Origin of the sequence: Vibrio pomeroyi (genome assembly GCF_024347595.1) — a bacterium.
Lineage (GTDB): Bacteria > Pseudomonadota > Gammaproteobacteria > Enterobacterales > Vibrionaceae > Vibrio > Vibrio pomeroyi.
On the sequence record NZ_AP025506.1, the window covers coordinates 597,237 to 616,173 of the forward strand.

General features: G+C 44.2%; 16 protein-coding genes, 2 tRNA genes and 1 rRNA gene. 12 read left to right on the forward strand and 7 right to left on the reverse strand.

The features are described from left to right. The first annotated feature begins 92 nt into the window (after positions 1-92). The 5 genes from rrf (at position 93) to OCV12_RS02630 (ending at position 2,183) form a co-directional block, all read left to right on the forward strand. A 5S ribosomal RNA gene (gene rrf / locus OCV12_RS02610) occupies positions 93-208 on the forward strand. 45 nt (positions 209-253) lie between these two features. Then, positions 254-330, forward strand: a tRNA-Asp gene (locus tag OCV12_RS02615). Between the two features lie 35 nt (positions 331-365). Continuing rightward, positions 366-442: transfer RNA gene (locus OCV12_RS02620), tRNA-Trp, on the forward strand. Positions 443-760: 318 nt separating this feature from the next. After that, positions 761-1,600 (forward strand): penicillin-insensitive murein endopeptidase, encoded by an 840-nt coding sequence (mepA, locus tag OCV12_RS02625; protein ID WP_261885920.1) that lies wholly within the window; start codon positions 761-763, stop codon positions 1,598-1,600. Positions 1,601-1,874: 274 nt separating this feature from the next. Continuing rightward, the gene (locus tag OCV12_RS02630) at positions 1,875-2,183 is read left to right on the forward strand and encodes a hypothetical protein (protein WP_076656433.1); all 309 of its coding nucleotides are present in this window, start codon (positions 1,875-1,877) and stop codon (positions 2,181-2,183) included. 40 nt (positions 2,184-2,223) lie between these two features. Here OCV12_RS02630 and OCV12_RS02635 read toward each other — a convergent pair whose 3' ends face one another. From OCV12_RS02635 to rdgC, 3 genes are all read right to left on the reverse strand, one after another. Beyond that, positions 2,224-2,478, reverse strand: a complete 255-nt coding sequence (locus OCV12_RS02635; RefSeq protein ID WP_004735061.1) for a YfhL family 4Fe-4S dicluster ferredoxin — start codon at positions 2,476-2,478, stop codon at positions 2,224-2,226. 28 nt (positions 2,479-2,506) lie between these two features. Further along, entirely contained in the window at positions 2,507-3,910 is a 1,404-nt protein-coding gene (gene trhP, locus OCV12_RS02640) for a prephenate-dependent tRNA uridine(34) hydroxylase TrhP (RefSeq protein ID WP_239849038.1), read from the reverse strand. A gap of 206 nt (positions 3,911-4,116) precedes the next feature. Further along, on the reverse strand, positions 4,117-5,031 hold the full coding sequence (rdgC, locus tag OCV12_RS02645; RefSeq protein ID WP_017062534.1) for a recombination-associated protein RdgC: 915 nt from the start codon (positions 5,029-5,031) through the stop codon (positions 4,117-4,119). Between the two features lie 194 nt (positions 5,032-5,225). On the opposite strand from rdgC, the gene phoB reads away from it, so the two are divergent. The 3 genes from phoB to OCV12_RS02660 are packed head-to-tail and all read left to right on the forward strand — an operon-like array spanning position 5,226 to position 8,221. After that, positions 5,226-5,915 carry a phosphate regulon transcriptional regulator PhoB gene (gene phoB, locus OCV12_RS02650; RefSeq protein WP_004735064.1) on the forward strand — a complete coding sequence of 230 codons (690 nt, stop codon included), beginning with the start codon at positions 5,226-5,228 and terminating at the stop codon, positions 5,913-5,915. A 33-nt stretch (positions 5,916-5,948) separates the two neighbouring features. Further along, positions 5,949-7,247 carry a phosphate regulon sensor histidine kinase PhoR gene (gene phoR / locus OCV12_RS02655; RefSeq protein WP_261885283.1) on the forward strand — a complete coding sequence of 433 codons (1,299 nt, stop codon included), beginning with the start codon at positions 5,949-5,951 and terminating at the stop codon, positions 7,245-7,247. Between the two features lie 17 nt (positions 7,248-7,264). Then, positions 7,265-8,221 carry a PstS family phosphate ABC transporter substrate-binding protein gene (locus OCV12_RS02660; RefSeq protein ID WP_239828615.1) on the forward strand — a complete coding sequence of 319 codons (957 nt, stop codon included), beginning with the start codon at positions 7,265-7,267 and terminating at the stop codon, positions 8,219-8,221. Positions 8,222-8,236: 15 nt separating this feature from the next. On the opposite strand, the gene ppx is transcribed toward OCV12_RS02660, so the two are convergent. Then, positions 8,237-9,694: an exopolyphosphatase gene (gene ppx / locus OCV12_RS02665; RefSeq protein ID WP_261885921.1), complete on the reverse strand. Its 1,458-nt coding sequence runs from the start codon at positions 9,692-9,694 to the stop codon at positions 8,237-8,239. Positions 9,695-9,806: 112 nt separating this feature from the next. Beyond that, complete coding sequence (gene ppk1, locus OCV12_RS02670; RefSeq protein ID WP_261885284.1) at positions 9,807-11,906, reverse strand: polyphosphate kinase 1; 2,100 nt, start codon at positions 11,904-11,906, stop codon at positions 9,807-9,809. 203 nt (positions 11,907-12,109) lie between these two features. Here ppk1 and OCV12_RS02675 point away from each other — a divergent pair, with 203 nt between their 5' ends. From OCV12_RS02675 to phoU, 4 genes are all read left to right on the forward strand, one after another. Next, positions 12,110-14,338 carry an ABC transporter permease subunit gene (locus tag OCV12_RS02675; protein ID WP_261885285.1) on the forward strand — a complete coding sequence of 743 codons (2,229 nt, stop codon included), beginning with the start codon at positions 12,110-12,112 and terminating at the stop codon, positions 14,336-14,338. 44 nt (positions 14,339-14,382) lie between these two features. Continuing rightward, positions 14,383-16,077: a phosphate ABC transporter permease PstA gene (gene pstA / locus OCV12_RS02680; protein WP_261885286.1), complete on the forward strand. Its 1,695-nt coding sequence runs from the start codon at positions 14,383-14,385 to the stop codon at positions 16,075-16,077. Continuing rightward, positions 16,078-16,896: a phosphate ABC transporter ATP-binding protein PstB gene (gene pstB / locus OCV12_RS02685; protein ID WP_017632980.1), complete on the forward strand. Its 819-nt coding sequence runs from the start codon at positions 16,078-16,080 to the stop codon at positions 16,894-16,896. Positions 16,897-16,971: 75 nt separating this feature from the next. Then, a complete protein-coding gene (phoU, locus tag OCV12_RS02690) occupies positions 16,972-17,670 on the forward strand; it encodes a phosphate signaling complex protein PhoU (RefSeq protein WP_017632981.1) in 699 nt (232 codons plus the stop codon). Positions 17,671-17,696: 26 nt separating this feature from the next. On the opposite strand, the gene OCV12_RS02695 is transcribed toward phoU, so the two are convergent. After that, a complete protein-coding gene (locus tag OCV12_RS02695) occupies positions 17,697-18,188 on the reverse strand; it encodes a hypothetical protein (RefSeq protein ID WP_261885287.1) in 492 nt (163 codons plus the stop codon). A 144-nt stretch (positions 18,189-18,332) separates the two neighbouring features. Then, positions 18,333-18,884, reverse strand: coding sequence for a porin family protein (locus tag OCV12_RS02700; protein WP_261885288.1), 552 nt, complete (start codon positions 18,882-18,884; stop codon positions 18,333-18,335). Positions 18,885-18,937: the final 53 nt, after the last annotated feature.

The window sequence follows — 18,937 nt, forward strand, 5'->3', positions numbered from 1 at the left end:
CAACACCCAAGGGGTTTTGTGGACTCAAAGACAGACCTTGAATGAGTTTGAAGAGTTACTTTTAAATACAGTTTTCCGAATTTTAAAATTTGCTTGGCGACCATAGCATTGTGGACCCACCTGATTCCATGCCGAACTCAGAAGTGAAACACAATAGCGCCGATGGTAGTGTGGGGCTTCCCCATGTGAGAGTAGGACATCGCCAGGCTTTAAATTATGAACGACTTGTCAGCGACGACAAGTAGTCCACTGCGGAGTGGTAGTTCAGTTGGTTAGAATACCGGCCTGTCACGCCGGGGGTCGCGGGTTCGAGTCCCGTCCACTCCGCCACTTATTCAGAGTTTCAGCTCTTTAAAACTGAAAATAGGGGTGTAGCTCCAATTGGCAGAGCAGCGGATTCCAAATCCGCGTGTTGGGAGTTCGAATCTCTCCACCCCTGCCATATTTAAGGCTCTAGTTGAAAGACTAGAGCCTTTTTGCTTTTTGGCGTTGAAACATGTCATTAGCAGAGCTCCGGGTTTCCCGACTTACCAGAGCAGCGCGTGTGGGAGTTCAAACCTCCGGAGTGCCGATCCATTCCACTCCTTCCAAATTTAAAGCTTTAGTTGAAAGAAGAGTCTGTGTACTTTGTAAAGTTTCAAGATTCATTCCTAGCTCTCAATAAACAAATCTCTATTTTCCCAAAAAATCACGGTCAATATGAATATATTTTCTAATGACGACTAGTATAAATAATATGCATCTTTCACTTGGAATTGGTATGAGGTTATTTTGTGTATTAGTTTGGGCCTTTTGTTCTTTTTTCGTATCGGCAACGACTTGGGAGAAAGAGAAGACCCCTACGGTAAATTCAACCTCATCAATAGGAAGCTATGCTAACGGTTGCCTTGATGGCGCACAGGCCTTGCCAATCGATGGCGTCGGTTACCAGATTATTCGTCCTCAAAGAGGGCGTTATTATGGTCATACAGAGGCCATTCAGTTCATTGAAAGGCTAGGCATAACTACAAGTGAGCAACTCGATACCAACTTACTGGTAGGAGATATTTCTTTGCCTCGTGGCGGGCGCTTTTCATCTGGTCATTCAAGTCATCAAACAGGGCTAGATATCGATATATGGTTAAGACTCACAAGCAAGAGGCTTTCGGTGAATGAGCTTGCTGTCCCTAAGCCAGTGAGTGTCGTTGATCTTACTAACTACAAGCTTCGCAAATCAAATTGGACAGAGGATCATTTTCAAGTGATCCGCTATGCCGCGAAAGATGAGAAAGTAGTGCGAATTTTTGTTCATCCCGTGATTAAGCAAACCCTTTGTGAGCAAGAAAACTTTGATGCAGATGATAGAGCTTGGCTTGGCAAAATCAGACCTTGGTGGGGGCATCATTCTCATTTTCATGTTCGCTTAAAGTGCCCTGAAGGGAGTACGAACTGCATTGCTCAAGCTAGCCCTCCAAAAGGTGATGGTTGTGGAGAAGAACTTGCAAGTTGGGCTCCGAAAACCATACCTGTATCTCCTCCTAAAAAAGTCGCAAAAAGTAAGAAAAAGAAGAAAGTTAAAGTGATGCCAAGTCAGTGTTTAGCCTTGATATCCAATAAGTAATCGCATATATCGAGGTTAATTACAGTGGTAATGCCACTGGCTTTCTCGTCTCTGAAAGTTGAGAAATGTCACACTTTTGTCTAGAGTTTATAAACACGAGATTAAGAACATCGTTTGATATTAACAAAACCAATAACGACAACAGCAAGAACAGTGACGAATTTGACAAGGGTTGGTCAGGGATGGAGTGTTTTTGGGGTGAAAGATGCGGCTTATGTGCAGTATGCGAAATCAGAGTCTGATACCCGTCGATAGATAATTCAAGGATAAGACTATGACTATGATTTGTGCAAAGGAATTTTCAGAATGGTTAAGACATAGGTTCAGTACAGAAAACTCGGGTATTTCTATTTCAAGAGATGACATCAATCAATTGACGGGCAGACAACGACTAGACCCTAGTTTTGTAAACGATGTCCATTATGAGTTGATGCAATATGGAATGGCGTTTGTGACTGATACCAGCAGGGAAAACTTTTATCTTGTCCCTATAGCTCAATCAATCAATTGGCGAGAGCGACTCGAATATCAATTTGAAAAAGAGCTCTTCTGTAATATTTATCCAATAGAAAAGTCAGGATAAAAAAAAGGTTCAACTTACAGTAAGTTGAACCTTTTCTCTTTTAGGTCAAGCCTTGAATGATTACAAACTTCTCTAGTAGCTCGTCATCCGTTTCAATATGGTTTGGATCAGTGATGATGCACTTGGTAATTGGGCATACAGACTGACACGTTGGCTTCTCATAGTGACCTTTACATTCAGTACATAAATCTGGATCGATTTCGAAGATGCTGTCACCCATAGTGATTGCGCCATTTGGGCATTCAGGGTCACACATATCGCAGTTGATGCACTTGTCAGTGATTAACAGAGCCATTGCTTACTTCTCAGTTTTCTAAGTAAAGTTACTTACCTGATGCATTGCGTGTGTCTTGGCCTTCGCTCAAGTTACGCATCAGCAAGCCGTATTCTAAGTCTAGATCGGCTGGTACAGGAATAAATACAAAGTGACCGTTACCTTTTGCGTCTTCTACTGCTTCAGACTTACGGTTTTCCATCATTTCTAGTGTGAAAACAACGTTACCTTTCGGTGTCATCATTTCTAAGCTATCGCCTACTAGGAATTTGTTCTTCACTTCTACTTCCGCTAGGTCACCACGGCGCTTACCTGTGAATTCACCAACAAACTGTTGAGTGTCAGAGATAGAGTAACCGTACTCGTAGTTTTGGTATGTATCATGAGTGTGGCGGCGTAGGAAACCTTCAGTGTAACCACGGTGAGCTAGGCTCTCTAGTGTACCCATTAAGCTTTCATCAAATGGCTTGCCTGCTACAGCGTCATCGATAGCTTTACGGTAAACCTGAGCTGTACGTGCACAGTAGTAGAAAGACTTAGTACGACCTTCAATCTTCAGAGAGTGAACACCCATCTTCGTTAGGCGCTCAACGTGTTGGATTGCACGAAGATCTTTCGAGTTCATGATGTAAGTACCATGCTCATCTTCAAACGCAGCCATTTTCTCTTCTGGCTTGTGTGACTCAGAAAGTAGAACGACTTCGTCTGTTGGTTTACCAAGACCTAATGTGTTGTCTGGACGTTCATCTTGAACCTCTACATCTTGAATCTCAACACCAGTAGGGTTTGCTTCAACGATTTGACCGTTCTCGTCTTCTTTCGCTGCTTCAGTTTTGTATTCCCAGCGACAAGCGTTAGTGCAAGTACCTTGGTTTGGATCGCGCTTATTCATGTAACCCGAAAGTAGGCAGCGACCAGAATACGCCATGCAAAGTGCACCGTGAACAAAGATCTCTAGTTCTGTTTCTGGGCAGTGTTCGCGAATCTCTTCGATCTCTTCAAGAGATAGCTCACGAGATAGGATCACACGCTCAACGCCTTGAGTTGACCAGAACTTTACGGTCGCCCAGTTTACAGCGTTTGCTTGAACAGAAAGGTGGATTGGCATTTCAGGGAATGCTTCACGAACCATCATGATAAGACCAGGATCTGACATGATAAGAGCGTCAGGACCCATATCTACAACTGGTTTAAGGTCGCGAATGAATGTTTTTAATTTAGAGTTGTGTGGCTGAATGTTACATACAACATATAACTTTTTGCCTTGAGCATGAGCTTCATCGATACCGATTTGTAGGTTTTCGTGATTGAACTCGTTGTTACGAACACGAAGGCTGTAACGTGGCTGGCCTGCGTAAACTGCATCTGCGCCGTAGGCGAATGCGTAACGCATGTTTTTAAGGCTTCCTGCCGGTGATAATAGTTCAGGTACAAATGGTTTTTGTGTAGTCATTGCTTCGTTCTCTAATCTGATCTCAAGTCAGGTTGATACCACCAAGTGATATCAAAGGGGCGCAAATTTTACGCTAAAACGAGTTTGGTTGATAGCCCTAAAGATAGCAATGACATTAAGAAGAGGGCTGAGAGACGAATATAAGCAGGAGTTTGGTAGGAAATAAGCTCAGATGCCGTCGACATCTGAGCTTTTAAAATCACAGATTAAGCGTTTGGTTGAGTTAACCCGCCAAGTGATTCGAATAAGTTAGGAAGGAAAACACTGAACTCACCACATAGAAGTGAAAAATCAGCATCAAAACGTGCAGCTTGGTCTTCACGAGGGATATCATCGTTTTCATCTTTAAGCTCATCGCTGAATTTTAGGCGCTTGATGCTTCCGTCTTCTGCCAGAATGAATTCAATACGATCTTGCCAGTTGATAAGAAGTTTAGTCACCATCTTATTGGCTTCGATGTGGTTCTTAATCTCGTCCGCTTCTAGCTCTTGCTTCTTAACTCGAACAATACCGCCGTCTTCTTGAATCGACTTAAGTTCAGCTTCATCAAGCATCGTGATACCTTGAGGCGTATCACCAGATTTAACCCACTCAGTTAGAGTCGTTTCAATCGCTTGCTCAGGAATCGCGGGCACGACTGGTAGGCTACCCATTGTTTTACGTAGCAATGCCAATACGTCTTCCGCTTTTTTGTAGCTGCTAGCATCAACCACAATGAAACCTTCTTTTGGCATGATCAGCGCGTAAGTGAAGTTACTGCGGCTGAATGCACGAGGAAGCAGATCAATGATGATGTCTTCTTTCAGGCTATCTTTTTCTTTCTTTTTAAGAGGCGTGCCAGATTCAGCTTCAAGCGTTTCTACTTTTGCGTTCAGTGATTCTTTGATCACTGAAGCTGGTAGCATTTTCTCTTCTTTCTTTGCACAGATTAGAATGCGGTTTTCTGATACGTGCGTCATCATATCGCCGTGTCTACCCATTGCATGTACCCAACCAAACTTCTGTTTGTCTTGGCTACCACAAGGAGTAAAGCGGAATTCTTCAAGTTGTTTCTCTAGCTGATCTGCGTTGAAATCAATATCACGGTTGAAGCGATAGACTAGGCAATTTTTAAACCACATAAATTTTTCTCATACCTTTTTAGAAGTGCTTCATGATATGAGATCTAATTCGATTTGTCCTTAGCTCTGTATCAAAAGTTGTAAAGTGAAACGTTTGAGACAGTTATATGAAAATTTGTTTTCAAAGGTCACAAAAGTGTCATAATTAACTCAGATAATGCAATGCGTTGATTAAATACAAAGGCTATTCAATTATGTCGAGAAGGATTCTGGTCGTTGAAGATGAAGCACCTATTCGTGAGATGCTGTGTTTTGTACTTGAACAAAAAGGCTACCAAGCAGTAGAGGCTGAAGATTACGATACAGCGGTAAACAAGCTATGCGAACCTTTCCCAGATCTAGTATTACTAGATTGGATGCTACCTGGTGGTAGCGGGATAAACTTTATCAAGCACATGAAGCGTGAAGAGTTAACTCGCAACATCCCTGTGGTGATGCTGACGGCTCGTGGTGAAGAAGAAGATAAGGTTCGCGGTTTAGAAGTTGGCGCTGATGACTACATTACCAAACCATTTTCGCCAAAAGAGTTAGTAGCTCGCCTGAAAGCGGTTATTCGCCGAGTAACCCCAACCGCATTGGAAGATGTGATTGATGTTCAAGGTCTTAAACTAGACCCTGTATCACACCGTGTTACCGCGAGTGAAGGTCCAGTAGATATGGGACCAACAGAATTCAAAATGCTGCACTTCTTTATGACGCACCAAGAGCGTGTATACAGCCGAGAGCAGCTGCTTAACAACGTTTGGGGCACCAACGTTTACGTTGAAGACCGCACCGTTGATGTACATATTCGACGCCTACGTAAAGCGCTTGAATCTGCAGGTCACGATAAGCTAATCCAAACGGTTCGTGGCGCTGGCTACCGTTTTTCTACAAAGGCTTAATGTGGCTTCGCTGCCCAGTTTACGGAGTCCTGAATGGTTGAAAAGTTAACCTGGAAAAAGCTGGCTTGGGAGCTGGCTTTTTTTTACGCACCATGGATTTTAGTCGGATGGATATTCGGTTACCTACCTTGGTTACTGCTGGCTGCTACGATATTGCAGCTCGGCTGGCATCTACATAACCAAATGCGTTTGTCCGCATGGTTGTGGGATGAGAAGCGTCTAACACCACCTTCAGGCTCAGGAAACTGGGAATCTCTGTTCAACGGTATTTATCGTATGCAGCAGAGACAGCGTCGCAAACGTAAAGAACTAACCAATCTTATCCGCCGTTTCCGTAACGGTGCTGAATCGCTTCCCGATGCCGTTGTGGTATTTCGCGGTGAAGGCAATATCGTTTGGTGTAACAAGCTTGCTCAGTATTTACTAGGCTTTCGTTGGCCCGACGATTCTGGACAACCGATCTCGAACCTGATTCGCACTCCAGATTTCATTAAATATCTGAACAAGCAAGATTTCTCTGAGCCATTAGAGATGCCTTCTCCACTGAATGTGGAGCGTATGCTTGAACTGCGTATCGTGCCTTATACCGAGGGTGAACACCTGATGGTTGTGCGTGATGTGACCCAGCTTAAGCAGCTAGAAGGTATGCGTCGTAACTTCTTCGCTAACGTATCTCATGAGTTGCGTACTCCAATGACCGTACTTCAAGGCTATCTTGAAATGACGGAAGATCCAGACATGATCGTTGGCCCTATGTGGACCAAGGCTCATGGTGTAATGACTGAGCAACTGAATCGTATGAACAGTCTGGTCAATCAACTACTTACGCTTTCAAAAATTGAAGCAGCGCCAATGCACGAGTTGGATGAAGTGGTGAACGTTCCCGCTATGCTTGAGGTTCTTGAGAAAGAAGCCGCAAGTTTAAGTGGCGATCGCGAACATAAGCTTGAATTTGATATTGATAAGAGCTTACGCGTATTAGCGGATGAAGATCAGTTGCGAAGTGCTATATCGAATCTGGTTTACAACGCAGTCAAATACACACCTCCGGGCGCTACGGTTAAAGTTCGCTGGTATCAAACAAGCCAAGGTGCCTGTTTGGATGTCTCTGACACTGGAGACGGTATCGAACCCCAACACCTGCATCGACTTACAGAGCGATTCTATCGTGTTGATAAGGCGCGCTCACGTGATACTGGCGGCAGTGGTCTCGGGTTGGCTATTGTTAAGCATGCTTTGACTCACCATGACTCTCATTTGGAAATCCAGAGTGAGCTAGGTGTCGGCAGTCGTTTCCATTTCACGTTACCAAACCGATTGACCGTTTCATGATTGCTTTAATACGCAGGATGCGTTTACCCATTAGTTCGCTTCTAGCGTGTGCGTTGGCTTCTCCGGTTCATGCAGAACTGACTGTCGAATCACTTCCTGATTATTCTAAGGTGCCGGGAATTTCTGGCAGCTTGCTATCGGTAGGTTCAGATACCTTGGCGGGTATGACAACACTGTGGGTTGAAGAGTTTAAATCTTACTACCCGAATGTGAATGCTCAGGTTCAGGCTTCAGGCTCTGCGACCGCGCCTCCCGCACTTACTGAGGGCACAGCGCATTTAGGGCCAATGAGCAGACCAATGCGATTACGTGAGATTGAGGCATTCGAGAGAGAGCATGGCTATAAGCCTACTGCGCTTAGAGTCGCGATCGATGCGATTGGTGTGTTTGTACACAAAGATAACCCGATCAAAGGGCTTAACTTTCGTCAGATAGATGGCATCTTTTCTGAAACGTTGCGCTGTGGCGGTGTTAAAAATATCGAGAGCTGGCAAGAACTAGGCATTAAACAACCTTGGGCAAAACATCGTTTCCAACTGTTTGGCCGAAACTCCGTATCCGGTACTTACGGCTACTTTAAGCAGAATGCTCTGTGCGGTGGTGATTTCAAGAATCGAGTCAATGAGCAGCCGGGTTCAGCCTCTGTTGTTCAGTCAGTTGCCTTGTCGATCAGCGGCATTGGATACACAGGCATTGGCTATCGTGTTGCGGGTGTGAGACAGGTTCCTGTGGTTAAGACGGGTGATCAATATGTACACGCAACAAGAGAAAATATCCTAAGTGGCGCTTACCCGCTTTCACGCTTCTTGTACGTTTATGTGAATAAACACCCAAACAAGCCGCTTTCCCCGGTAGAGCAAGAGTTCCTAACTTTTATCTTCTCTAAACAAGGCCAAGAGTTGGTGGAAAAAGACGGCTACGTTTCTATTCCTCACGAATACGCTAAACAAGAGCTCGCAAAAGTAGGGCTTTAATCTCCCGATTGGCAATTACGCTTTTTGATTCTCATCGAAGCTTAGTTGCCATTCAATATTACTCCACAGTTCTTGTTCAGCGAGTAAGTCCGCCGCCAATAGCTTGTTCTCATCAAGCCAATCACCATCGGCACCACAAATCTTCCAATGATCTTTCTCGATGACCTCAATGCGTGTTTTTAGACGTGGAGAGTCGTTACGTTGACCATTGAGAATGATGGATAGACGTAATATGCGAATCAAACTGATTAAGTGCTTACTCTTAAACAAATTCAGTTCGGGCATCTCTTGAAGCTTGAGCGCTTTACGTTGGAAGCGAGCTAAAATCGACATGACCATCTGTTGCTCGCTATTAAAGCCCGGCATATTGGTATGCTGTAGAAGATACGCAGAGTGCTTATGGAAACCAGAGAAGCTGATACTCAGTCCGACCTCGTGTAATAGCGCACTCCATTCAAGCAGTTCAAACAGCTGACTTTTTTTCTTAATGCATAGTTCATCGCATATCTGATGTAAGAACTCGCTTGCTTGATCTTTTACGCGAGTTGCGTGGTCGAAATCAACGGTGTGTTTGGTTGCGAGGTTCTCAGTGGTTCGCATACGAATGTCTGAACGCTGAAAGCGATCTTCCATCTCATAGAGCAATCCTTCACGAAGCGCGCCGTCAGAAAAGTGCATCTCTTTGACTGAAAGAGCCATGAATATCGCAGTGAGAATAGCCACTCCGCCAGCAAAGACGGGTTGGCGCTCTTCAGTGAGCCCTTTGAGTTTTATCTCTTCAATGATGTCGTGTTCGCACAATACATCAATTAAATGGCCTAATCGCTTTTCGGTAATAATAGCATCTTCATAGCCCGTTCCGACCAAGACTTCTTTGATTGCTTTGATGGTTCCTGAAGAGCCAAGAGCAGCATCCCAGCCTTTCTTTTTGTATTTAGCGGCAAGAGGTTCTAGACGCTGTTGAGCCGCAATAATGGCCTTGGAGAAGTTCTTGCGAGAGAGTTTTCCATTCGAAAAATATCGCTGTGTAAAGCTCACGCAGCCCATCTGTTTACTGTTGACGAGCTTCGCCTCAAAACCTTTGCCAATAATCAACTCGGTACTGCCACCACCAATATCGACAACTAACTTGGAGTCCGACTCGGGTTGTGTGTGAGCCACGCCTAAATAGATAAGTCGCGCTTCTTCTTCACCGGGAATCACTTCGATAGGAAAAGGAAGTACCTCACGTGCACGCTGGATAAAAATATGAGCGTTGTTTGCTTGGCGGAGAGTGTGGGTGGCAGCAATACGAACGTTATCGACTTCAAAGCCTTGTAAGCGCTCGGCAAACATTGAGAGACACTCTAAACCACGCTCGATGGCTGCATTGTTGAGGTTTGATTGGTCATCGAGGCCTGAGCCTAATCTGACTCTTTGTTTGTGTCGGCTGACAAGTTGCAATTCTTGCCCGATGACTTTTGCCACAACCATGTGGAAGCTATTAGAGCCTAAATCGATGGCAGCAACGTTTTTGATAGGTGGAGATACCGCCTCAAGTGAGGCGGTATTGTTGGAATCTTCTGGCGTATTGGCCTTAGTGTTTTTAGCTTGGCTCATCGTGAGATTGTTGTTCCCTAGCTTTTCGAGTCTGTTTCTCTACCTGCTTGAGGTAATCATAGATGGCGACTTGAGATCGGCGTTTTTTACGGTTACCACGAGGAACGTAAGCGTTGCTCATCTCTTTATCTATCCACCTTGCCTTAACTGTATCGGTAAAATGAATATTTACAATGTCGATGATGCGTTGTTTCAAACGTTCATCACGGATTGGCGCCGCGACCTCAATGCGGTGATCGATGTTTCGCGTCATCCAGTCTGCCGATGAGATGAATACTTTTGGGTCACCATCGTTGTGAGTAATCAAAACGCGTGGGTGCTCTAGGAATCGGTCGATGATACTGATGATTTCAATGTTCTCACTAACACCTTCGACTCCCGGAACCAATGAGCACATACCTCGGATGATCATGCGAATTTTGACACCCGCATTGCTTGCGCCATAAAGCTTATTGATAAGCCCTTTATCAACCAAGTTGTTCACTTTTAAGGTAATTTGCGCTTTTCTACCCGCTTTAGCATTGGCAATTTCTGTATCGATAAGACGGTAAAGTTTCTTACGTGAATTGCGTGGCGACACAATTAAGTGGTCAAATTTTACAGGGCGGTAAGGGTTCTCTATATACCCAAAGACATTACGCACTTCGTTAGTCAGTTCTTGATCGGCGGTGAGCAGCGAGAAGTCGGTGTAGATTCTTGCAGTCTTTTCGTGGAAGTTGCCTGTGCCGATATGCGCATAGCGAGTGATTTCCTCACCTTCACGGCGGCTGATCAGAAGTAACTTAGAGTGTATTTTTAGACCCGGAGCGCCAAAGATAACTTGAACGCCAGCTTCAGTTAGGATCTTTGACCATTCGATATTGGCTTCTTCGTCGAACCGAGCTTGAAGCTCAACTACTACTGTTACGTTTTTGCCATTGTGAACGGCATCGATCAACGAATTCATTAATCGAGAGTTCTTTGCTACGCGATAGATGTTGATCTTGATACTGATGACTTTTGGATCAAATGAAGCCTGACGAACCAACTCTGTCATGTGGTCAAAGGTATGATATGGATAGTACAGTAAGATGTCTTGATTCTTGATTGCATCAAAGCTGTTATCAAACCCATCAAAGTCTGCACATGACATTGGTGGTAAAGGTTTGTTTTCTAAGTATTCACGACCTACGTTCGGGAAACCGATGAAATCTTTAAAGTTATGGTAACGACCACCTGGTATCAGGTTGTCGTAGTTAGAGATGCCTAATTTTCCGCACAAGAAATCCAGCATGTTTTGAGGCATCGTGTGTTCATAAACAAAACGTACAGGCAGGGCACTGAGCCTCTGAGCCACACCTTCAGACATCTGTTCCAGTAAGCTGTGTTCGACTTCGTGGCTAAGGTCGTATTCAGCATCACGAGTCATTTTCATTGCGTGGCAGTTGAGCTGATCGTATTCGAAAAAGCCTTTAAATAGATCATCGATGCAATATCGGATAATGTTATCAAGTAAGATTATGGTCTTGCGGCGTTTTCCTTTCTGCTCTGGAACCATGACAAAGCGCGGAAGGTGATCGGTCGGTATCTCAATGACGGCGTATTTGGATTGCTGCTCTTTTTGAAGCTCGACGGTCAGGTAGGCATACTCATCTTTTAAGAACTGAAGCACATTCATTTCGTCGTTCATTAAAAGGGGCGTGATGTGAGGAAGCACTTCTTTCTTAAAGTATTTCTTTACCCACTTCTTTTGAGCGTCATTCAGTTGTGTCTCGTTAACCAGGAAAATACGTCGTCTTGCCATCTCTAGAATGAGATCATTGTAGAGTTCATCAAAACGTTGGTTTAACTTAAACGCCTTGTTTTGCATCTTAGTGAGCAGATGCTTTGAGTTGTCATTGATCCCACGCTCTTGGTTGATCAAAATGCGACGTTTCACATCCGAGAATCGAACCTTGTAAAACTCGTCTAGATTGTTAGAAAAGATCCCGAGAAAGCGTACTCTTTCGATCAAAGGTACTGTTTTGTCCGCTGATTCCTGTAAGACTCTTTCGTTAAAAGAGAGCCAACTGAGTTCTTTTTCTATATAGAGCTTTTCAGCGTTCATAATCAATCCTAGACATCTTAAAGAGTGTGAGATTACTCAAATTGTAAAAAATGAGCAGAGTATGCTGTTTTTGTTACGGTATTATTTCACCCTACAGTTTCAATAAAACTTACTATTATTTTCAGTTGTTTAATGTGAGTTGTAATATAATTGTCATGTAAACGAAATATTATGATATTAGCTCAAAAAAGGTAGATAGACAGATGGCCGCAGCCGAACTTTCATTGAAAAAACGAGATAAAAAAAGATGGTTGAAAGACCGTCTTATGCGTTTTGCGGTGACATTAGGCGGTGTGAGCGTGCTGGCAGCACTTGTTCTGATCTTTATTTACCTAGCAATGGTCATTCTTCCGATCTTCGCTGACTCAAGTTTAGAGACCGATCAAAAAGTCCAACCAGTGATCGTGCAAGATCCGATCGCAATGACGATCGATGAGTATGGTCAACATGCGTTAGTGATCGACCGTGATGGTTCTGTCGATTATTGGACTCTCGATAACTCCCAAACTACGCCGTACTTTTCTGAATCCATTATTCCAGATTCGGTCGCGTTTGCTCGAAGCACACCAGCAGACAATTGGTTTGCCTTTGCTAACCGCCAAGGCCAAGTTCAGTTGTTTCAACCAGAATTTTCAAAGCCTCTTGCCGTAAAAGGGCAAGCCGCTAGCCCTCGAATTAATTACCTTCAACCCAAAAGCCAACCATTTGAGTTTTTAGATGGCATTGCGTTTAGTGATGGCTTGAGCATCGAGAAGCTTACATTTGCGACTGACAATGGTCATCTGACGCTGGTGGCTCAGTTATCCGATAAACGCATTTTGGTGAAATGGTATCAAGCGTCGCTAACGGGTGAATACTCAGAGATTAACTCTCAATGGTTATCGAAAGAGTTTGGTCAGCAAGACCAGTTGTTAATGACACCTAACGGGCATACTTTGTATCTTCGAAACGCTTCTGACCTTACGGTTCTAACTGCGGAAGCGAACAAGTTCTCGGTTCGAGAAGTGATCGATTTAAGTTTAGGTGATGAGCAGCATGCCGTTAAGAATATTGACTTGTTGTCTGGTGCTTATTCTCTGCTCGTGAGTCATTTCGATGGGCGAGTCTCTCAATGGTTTGATGTATTGAGCAATGAGCAGCGTAGCCTGACTCACATCCGTGATTTTAAACTGCCTTCTGAGGTTCAGTTCTTACTGCCCGATACCTACCGCAAAGGCTTTTACAGCTTCTATAAGAATGGCACGATTCAGAGTCACTACACGACCAGTGAAAAGTTATCTCTGTTTGAGAAAGCTTATAAGAAGTCGCCACAACTTGCGGCTATGTCTGCCAACGAGCTTCATCTCGCAACGCTGAGTGATGGCGTTATTAGTCTTGCATTGGTTGATAACCCATATCCTGAAATATCGTTTTCATCGTTATGGAAAAAGGTGTGGTACGAGAGCTACCCAGAGCCTCAGTATGTGTGGCAATCCACTTCTGCGAATGATGATTTTGAAGGTAAGTTCAGCTTAGTGCCTTTGACTTTTGGTACGCTTAAAGCGGCGTTGTTTGCAATGATGTTCGCCGTGCCTATTGCGGTACTTGGTGCCATTTATACCGCTTACTTTATGACACCTAAGATGCGTCGAGTGGTAAAACCTTCGATTGAATTAATGGAAGCATTGCCGACCGTTATCATCGGATTTATCGCGGGCTTATGGTTTGCTCCTATCGTGGAAACGCATTTAACCGCCATTGTGTCACTGCTATTGGTGTTGCCTCTTAGTACTCTGGTTGTTGGCTTAATTTGGTATTGCTTACCACAAGACTGGGTGAGCCGTTTCCCTAATGGTTGGCACGCACTTATTCTGGTTCCGGTGTTGATTGTGACTACAGTGGTCGTGCTTAACTTTGGTGGGAAAATTGAATCACTACTGTTTGCTGGTGATATCAAACTCTTCTTAAATCACCACGGAATCGATTTTGATCAGCGTAACGCGCTCGTGATTGGTTTCGCGATGGGCTTCGCGGTTATCCCGACCATTTTTACTATCGCAGAAGATGCTATTTTCTCAGTGCCTAAACACCTGTCGGACGGTTCTTTGGCACTAGGCGCCACGCCTTGGCAAACACTGATTTATGTTGTTCTGCTTACTGCGAGTCCCGGTATTTTCTCAGCAATAATGATGGGCTTAGGCAGAGCGGTGGGTGAGACCATGATCGTGTTAATGGCGACCGGTAATACGCCTATTATGGACTGGAATATTCTTGAGGGGATGCGAACATTATCTGCGACGATTGCGGTTGAGCTTCCAGAATCCGAGGTTGGCAGCCCTCACTTTAGATTGCTGTTCTTAGCTGCGTTACTTCTATTCGTCTTTACCTTCGCCGTGAACTCGATTGCGGAATGGGTTAGACAAAGGCTGCGAGATAAATACCGTGCTTTATAATTTTTATCTGAATCGTCAATCGCAACCAGTAAGAGAGTTTTTTCATGTTTAAGTGGATTAAATCGGGATCTCCTTGGATATGGCTAACTGGTGGTGCCGTTAGTATTAGTATGCTGTCGGTACTTGGCCTTATCTTGTTCATTGGTTGGAAAGGGTTGACCTATTTCTGGCCTGCGCCTCTTTATCAGTGGCAAGTGAATGAAACAGAGAGCCTTGCCAATGTTCCATTTCAACATCAAGAGATGGCGAAGAATCGTTTAATTGGTCAACTTTACGAACGTAAGTACATTCCGGTTGAACAACTGTCGAATGTGCACGATAAGAAGCTACCACAAGAGATCATCGATAAAGGGTTAGTTCGACGTCTGAGTATCAAGATCGCTAACCGTGAATTGTACCCTGCAGACTTTGTGTCAATTCTTGAGGTGAACCTGAAAGAACCGACGACGCCAAAAGAGTGGGCTGTGATCGAGCGTAGCCGCGGGGGCTACTTTTTCGGAAAACCGGTTGGCTTTAGGAGTGCAGACGGTGTTCTAACCGATAATATCGAGAAAGAATTGGTTAAAGGTTTAACTCACGCCGATACGTTACGTGATGAAATTCAAAAGATCGTTAACCAAACGGTTCGAACGACTAGTTGGTCATTGGAGCAGTTACGTTTAGAAAAGCGTAAAAAAGAGCTTAATGACAACCTATCCGAGCAAGAGCGACAAGAGCTAGAATCTAAACGTTTGGCTTTAAGTCGAGAGTTAGCCTCTGGAGAGTATCAACTTGATTCTCTTAGGCAACAGCTCAACCTTGATGCTCTGATTGTTGAAGATATGACAGGCAAAGTCGTCGAGATTCCATTGAGTGAGATCTTAGACTTCTGGTTCCCCAATCAGATGACCTATCCAGAGAAAGTGTTGCATTGGTGCGAGCAGGTTTGGAAGTTCTTATCTGAAAATCCTAGAGAGTCTAACTCTGAAGGTGGCGTATTCCCCGCGATTTTCGGTACGGTACTCTTAGTGCTTATCATGTCGATCGTCGTTATGCCACTTGGTGTCGTTGCTGCGATTTATCTACACGAATACGCAAAAAATAACGCGCTAACTCGCTTGATTCGCATAGCAGTCATAAACTTAGCGGGTGTGCCATCCATTGTCTATGGCGTATTTGGCTTAGGTTTCTTTGTGTACACCATTGGTGGCTCGATAGACTCGTTATTCTATGCAGAGCGTTTACCTGCTCCGACGTTTGGTACGCCGGGCCTGTTGTGGTCGGCATTAACGCTAGCTGTGTTAACATTGCCTGTCGTGATTGTGACCGCCGAAGAAGGCTTAACTCGAATCCCGAGCTCTGTGAGACACGGCTCTCTCGCTTTGGGCGCAACTCAGTCTGAAACCTTGTGGCGAATCGTGTTACCTATGGCGAGCCCTGCGATTATTACTGGGCTTATTCTGGCTGTGGCCCGTGCTGCGGGAGAAGTTGCACCATTAATGCTAGTGGGTGTAGTGAAGTTAGCGTCGAGCCTACCTGTTGATGCGCAGTTCCCGTATGTACACCTCGACAGAAAATTTATGCATTTAGGTTTTCATATCTATGATGTGGGTTTTCAAACATCAAACATAGAAGCAGCAAGACCGCTGGTTTATGCAACGTCATTTTTGCTGGTTACCGTGATTGTTGGATTGAACTTAACGGCAATTAACATCCGAAATAACTTGCGTGAAAAGTACCGAACCTTAGGACAAGATTAGATGTTCTCAATTAATGAAACCTTGGGTTATCAAGCACCTTTAGATGTGCACAACCTAACCGAAGAGCAAACGGCCATCTCGATTGAGGGCCTGAACCTATACTATAAAGAAGCTCAGGCGCTTGATGATATCTCAATGACGATACCGAAAGGGCAGGTGACGGCTTTTATCGGTCCTTCTGGTTGCGGCAAGTCGACACTGCTTCGCTGTATTAATCGTATGAACGATCTTGTCGAAGGTTGTAGAGTTTCTGGCAAGGTGAAACTGTACGGTAACAATGTTTATCATCCTAAGGTTGATGTCGCGACCTTGCGACGTCGTGTTGGCATGGTATTCCAACGCCCAAATCCTTTTCCTAAATCTATTTATGAAAATGTGGTTTATGGGTTGAGACTACAAGGCGTGAGTAACAGTCGTGATTTAGATGATGCTGTTGAGCGCTCATTACGTGCCGCGGCGTTATGGGATGAAGTGAAAGATCGCTTACATGAAAATGCTTTTGGTTTATCGGGCGGTCAGCAGCAGCGTTTGGTTATCGCTCGCGCGGTGGCAATAGAGCCGGAGGTACTGTTGCTTGATGAACCGACATCAGCCTTGGATCCGATTTCTACTCTGACGATTGAAGAGTTGATCAACGATCTAAAAACGCAATACACCGTGGTGATCGTGACCCATAACATGCAACAGGCCGCTCGCGTGAGTGACCATACTGCGTTTATTCATATGGGAAAATTGATCGAGTACTCAGATACGGATTCAATATTCACGTCACCATTGAAAAATCAAACGGAAGACTACATTACTGGTAGATATGGCTAACGCGATCGTTCGCGCCATATAGAGCTGAGCCACTCTTATGTAAACGGCTTAATTCATTTCTATTAAGGAGCTGACATGCATTTTGGTCGCCACATCTCAGGACAATTCAATGTTGAATTAGAGTCTATCCGTACTCATGTACTTACTATGGGCGGGTTAGTGGAGCAGCAGCTTTCTTTTGCGATGCAAGCACTTCATAAAGATGATGTGGAATTGGCCAAAAAAGTCATTCGTGACGACCATAAAGTAAATGCGATGGAAGTGTCGATTGATGAGGCATGTACGCGAATCATTGCCAAGCGTCAGCCAACAGCGAAAGATCTGCGTTTGATTATGGCGATCATCAAGACCATTACAGATCTGGAACGTATTGGCGATGTTGCTTCTAAAATAGCGCAAGGCGCCATCGAAATCCCTTCGACTAAAGAACAAAAATTCCATGTGTCTTTAGAACCACTGTGTCGACAAGCGATCACCATGCTTCATCAGGTTTTGGATGCGTTTGCTCGTATGGATGTAGATGCAGCAGCCGAAGTTCATAAACTCGACGACAAGCTTGATGCTGAATATGAAGCTGTAATTCGCCAGTTAATGACTTACATGATGGAAGACCCGAAGAACATTCCCAATATTTTACAAGTGATGTGGTCTGCGCGAGCTATTGAGCGTGTAGGGGATCGTTGTCAGAATATTTGTGAATACATCATCTACTTTGTAAAAGGCAAAGATGTTCGTCACCTAGGAGAACAAAGCCTAGATGACGTTTTACGGTAGTGGTCTATCTTAAAAATCTACTCAATCTAGAAGCGTATGATTGCCCCTAGGTTGAGGTTGATAGTGGTGTTATAAGGCACGAAAGTCTTATTGTGATCAAAAATATTTAAGTCTGCGCCGGCTCTCAAGGCCAATACTGAATTAGCTTGATACACGTAAGCACCACCTAAACTTAAGCCTGTCGCCGTTTTCCTTTCAGTGACACCTGAGCGTGTCTTCTCACCGTCATAATCAGCGAAGCCAATCTCAGCTTGAAAACCATGTATCTGCTTTGAACCAAACATATTTTGGATGCCAATACGATATGAGTTTACCGTTTCATCATAGCGGTCGCTTTCATACCAAATATCTGAATAGCTTAAATAGATCGCCCCAAGGTCAGCAACCTCGGTGATTCCTAATTGAATACCAAAGCCATGATAAGCCCCGATTTTTAGTTCTGGGGATAGGTGTAGCCCACTTGCTGAAACTGAAGTTGAAAGAAGAGTTAGCAAAAGCAGGGGAGTTTTTATCTTCATAACAATACCTAGAGCATATAGCCGTCCTTGGCTGCAATGAATTTTGATTCGAATCGTTTAAAAGTGAGTCAGGTTTATTGAGGTGTTTAATCTCGGCAATATTAGATCGTAAAAAGCCAGCTTGGTCGCTGGCTTTATAAGCTGTTAGAAGCGGTATCCGACAGTCCACGAGAATGTGTCGTAATCTACGTCGTCGTAACTCGCGAATTCAAAACGCATATCAGTGTATAGGTGTTGTCCGAATTCAGCTCGGCCACCTAAACCAACAACAAGGCTGGTATCGTTGTATGAGTCAGTATACTTTGTATCGGAGTAGCTAATCGAATTATCTTCGCTGTGGCGCGCTAGGCCAAGAACACCGTAAGGTTTTAAAGAGAAACCATCCAGCTCAAACTTGTAACCGATATCGGCGTCAACTTGGAACTTGTAGCCATCGATCTCAGCCTTGATACCTTCAAAACTCTCATCATCACTGTTGGCTGCATAAGAAACATTGATACCCACGATACGGTTAAATTCGTAACCATATTCAAGCTTGATACCGTTACCCCAATCAACAGTGTCGTCTGTCAGCCAAGTATCAATTTGGGTTTTGTTATAGCCAATACCGACACGATGTTGGCTCTCGAAACTGTTTGCTAGCGCTGGAACAGATAGTAGTGAAGCTGAGATTAGGGTAGTAAGTGCAATTTTCATATTAGTCTCTATTTAGGGTTAACTTTAACTGCACGATCCTTCGTACTTCAGTG

Coding starts and splice junctions, on each gene's coding strand:
- OCV12_RS02695 (WP_261885287.1), bottom strand. CDS start 18,188: ATGAAGATAAAAACTCCCCTGCTTTTGCTAACTCTTCTTTCAACTTCA.
- phoR (WP_261885283.1), top strand. CDS start 5,949: ATGGTTGAAAAGTTAACCTGGAAAAAGCTGGCTTGGGAGCTGGCTTTT.
- pstB (WP_017632980.1), top strand. CDS start 16,078: ATGTTCTCAATTAATGAAACCTTGGGTTATCAAGCACCTTTAGATGTG.
- OCV12_RS02660 (WP_239828615.1), top strand. CDS start 7,265: ATGCGTTTACCCATTAGTTCGCTTCTAGCGTGTGCGTTGGCTTCTCCG.
- rdgC (WP_017062534.1), bottom strand. CDS start 5,031: ATGTGGTTTAAAAATTGCCTAGTCTATCGCTTCAACCGTGATATTGAT.
- OCV12_RS02700 (WP_261885288.1), bottom strand. CDS start 18,884: ATGAAAATTGCACTTACTACCCTAATCTCAGCTTCACTACTATCTGTT.
- OCV12_RS02630 (WP_076656433.1), top strand. CDS start 1,875: ATGACTATGATTTGTGCAAAGGAATTTTCAGAATGGTTAAGACATAGG.
- mepA (WP_261885920.1), top strand. CDS start 761: ATGAGGTTATTTTGTGTATTAGTTTGGGCCTTTTGTTCTTTTTTCGTA.
- pstA (WP_261885286.1), top strand. CDS start 14,383: ATGTTTAAGTGGATTAAATCGGGATCTCCTTGGATATGGCTAACTGGT.
- OCV12_RS02635 (WP_004735061.1), bottom strand. CDS start 2,478: ATGGCTCTGTTAATCACTGACAAGTGCATCAACTGCGATATGTGTGAC.
- phoU (WP_017632981.1), top strand. CDS start 16,972: ATGCATTTTGGTCGCCACATCTCAGGACAATTCAATGTTGAATTAGAG.
- trhP (WP_239849038.1), bottom strand. CDS start 3,910: ATGACTACACAAAAACCATTTGTACCTGAACTATTATCACCGGCAGGA.
- OCV12_RS02675 (WP_261885285.1), top strand. CDS start 12,110: ATGGCCGCAGCCGAACTTTCATTGAAAAAACGAGATAAAAAAAGATGG.
- phoB (WP_004735064.1), top strand. CDS start 5,226: ATGTCGAGAAGGATTCTGGTCGTTGAAGATGAAGCACCTATTCGTGAG.
- ppx (WP_261885921.1), bottom strand. CDS start 9,694: ATGGTTGTGGCAAAAGTCATCGGGCAAGAATTGCAACTTGTCAGCCGA.
- ppk1 (WP_261885284.1), bottom strand. CDS start 11,906: ATGAACGCTGAAAAGCTCTATATAGAAAAAGAACTCAGTTGGCTCTCT.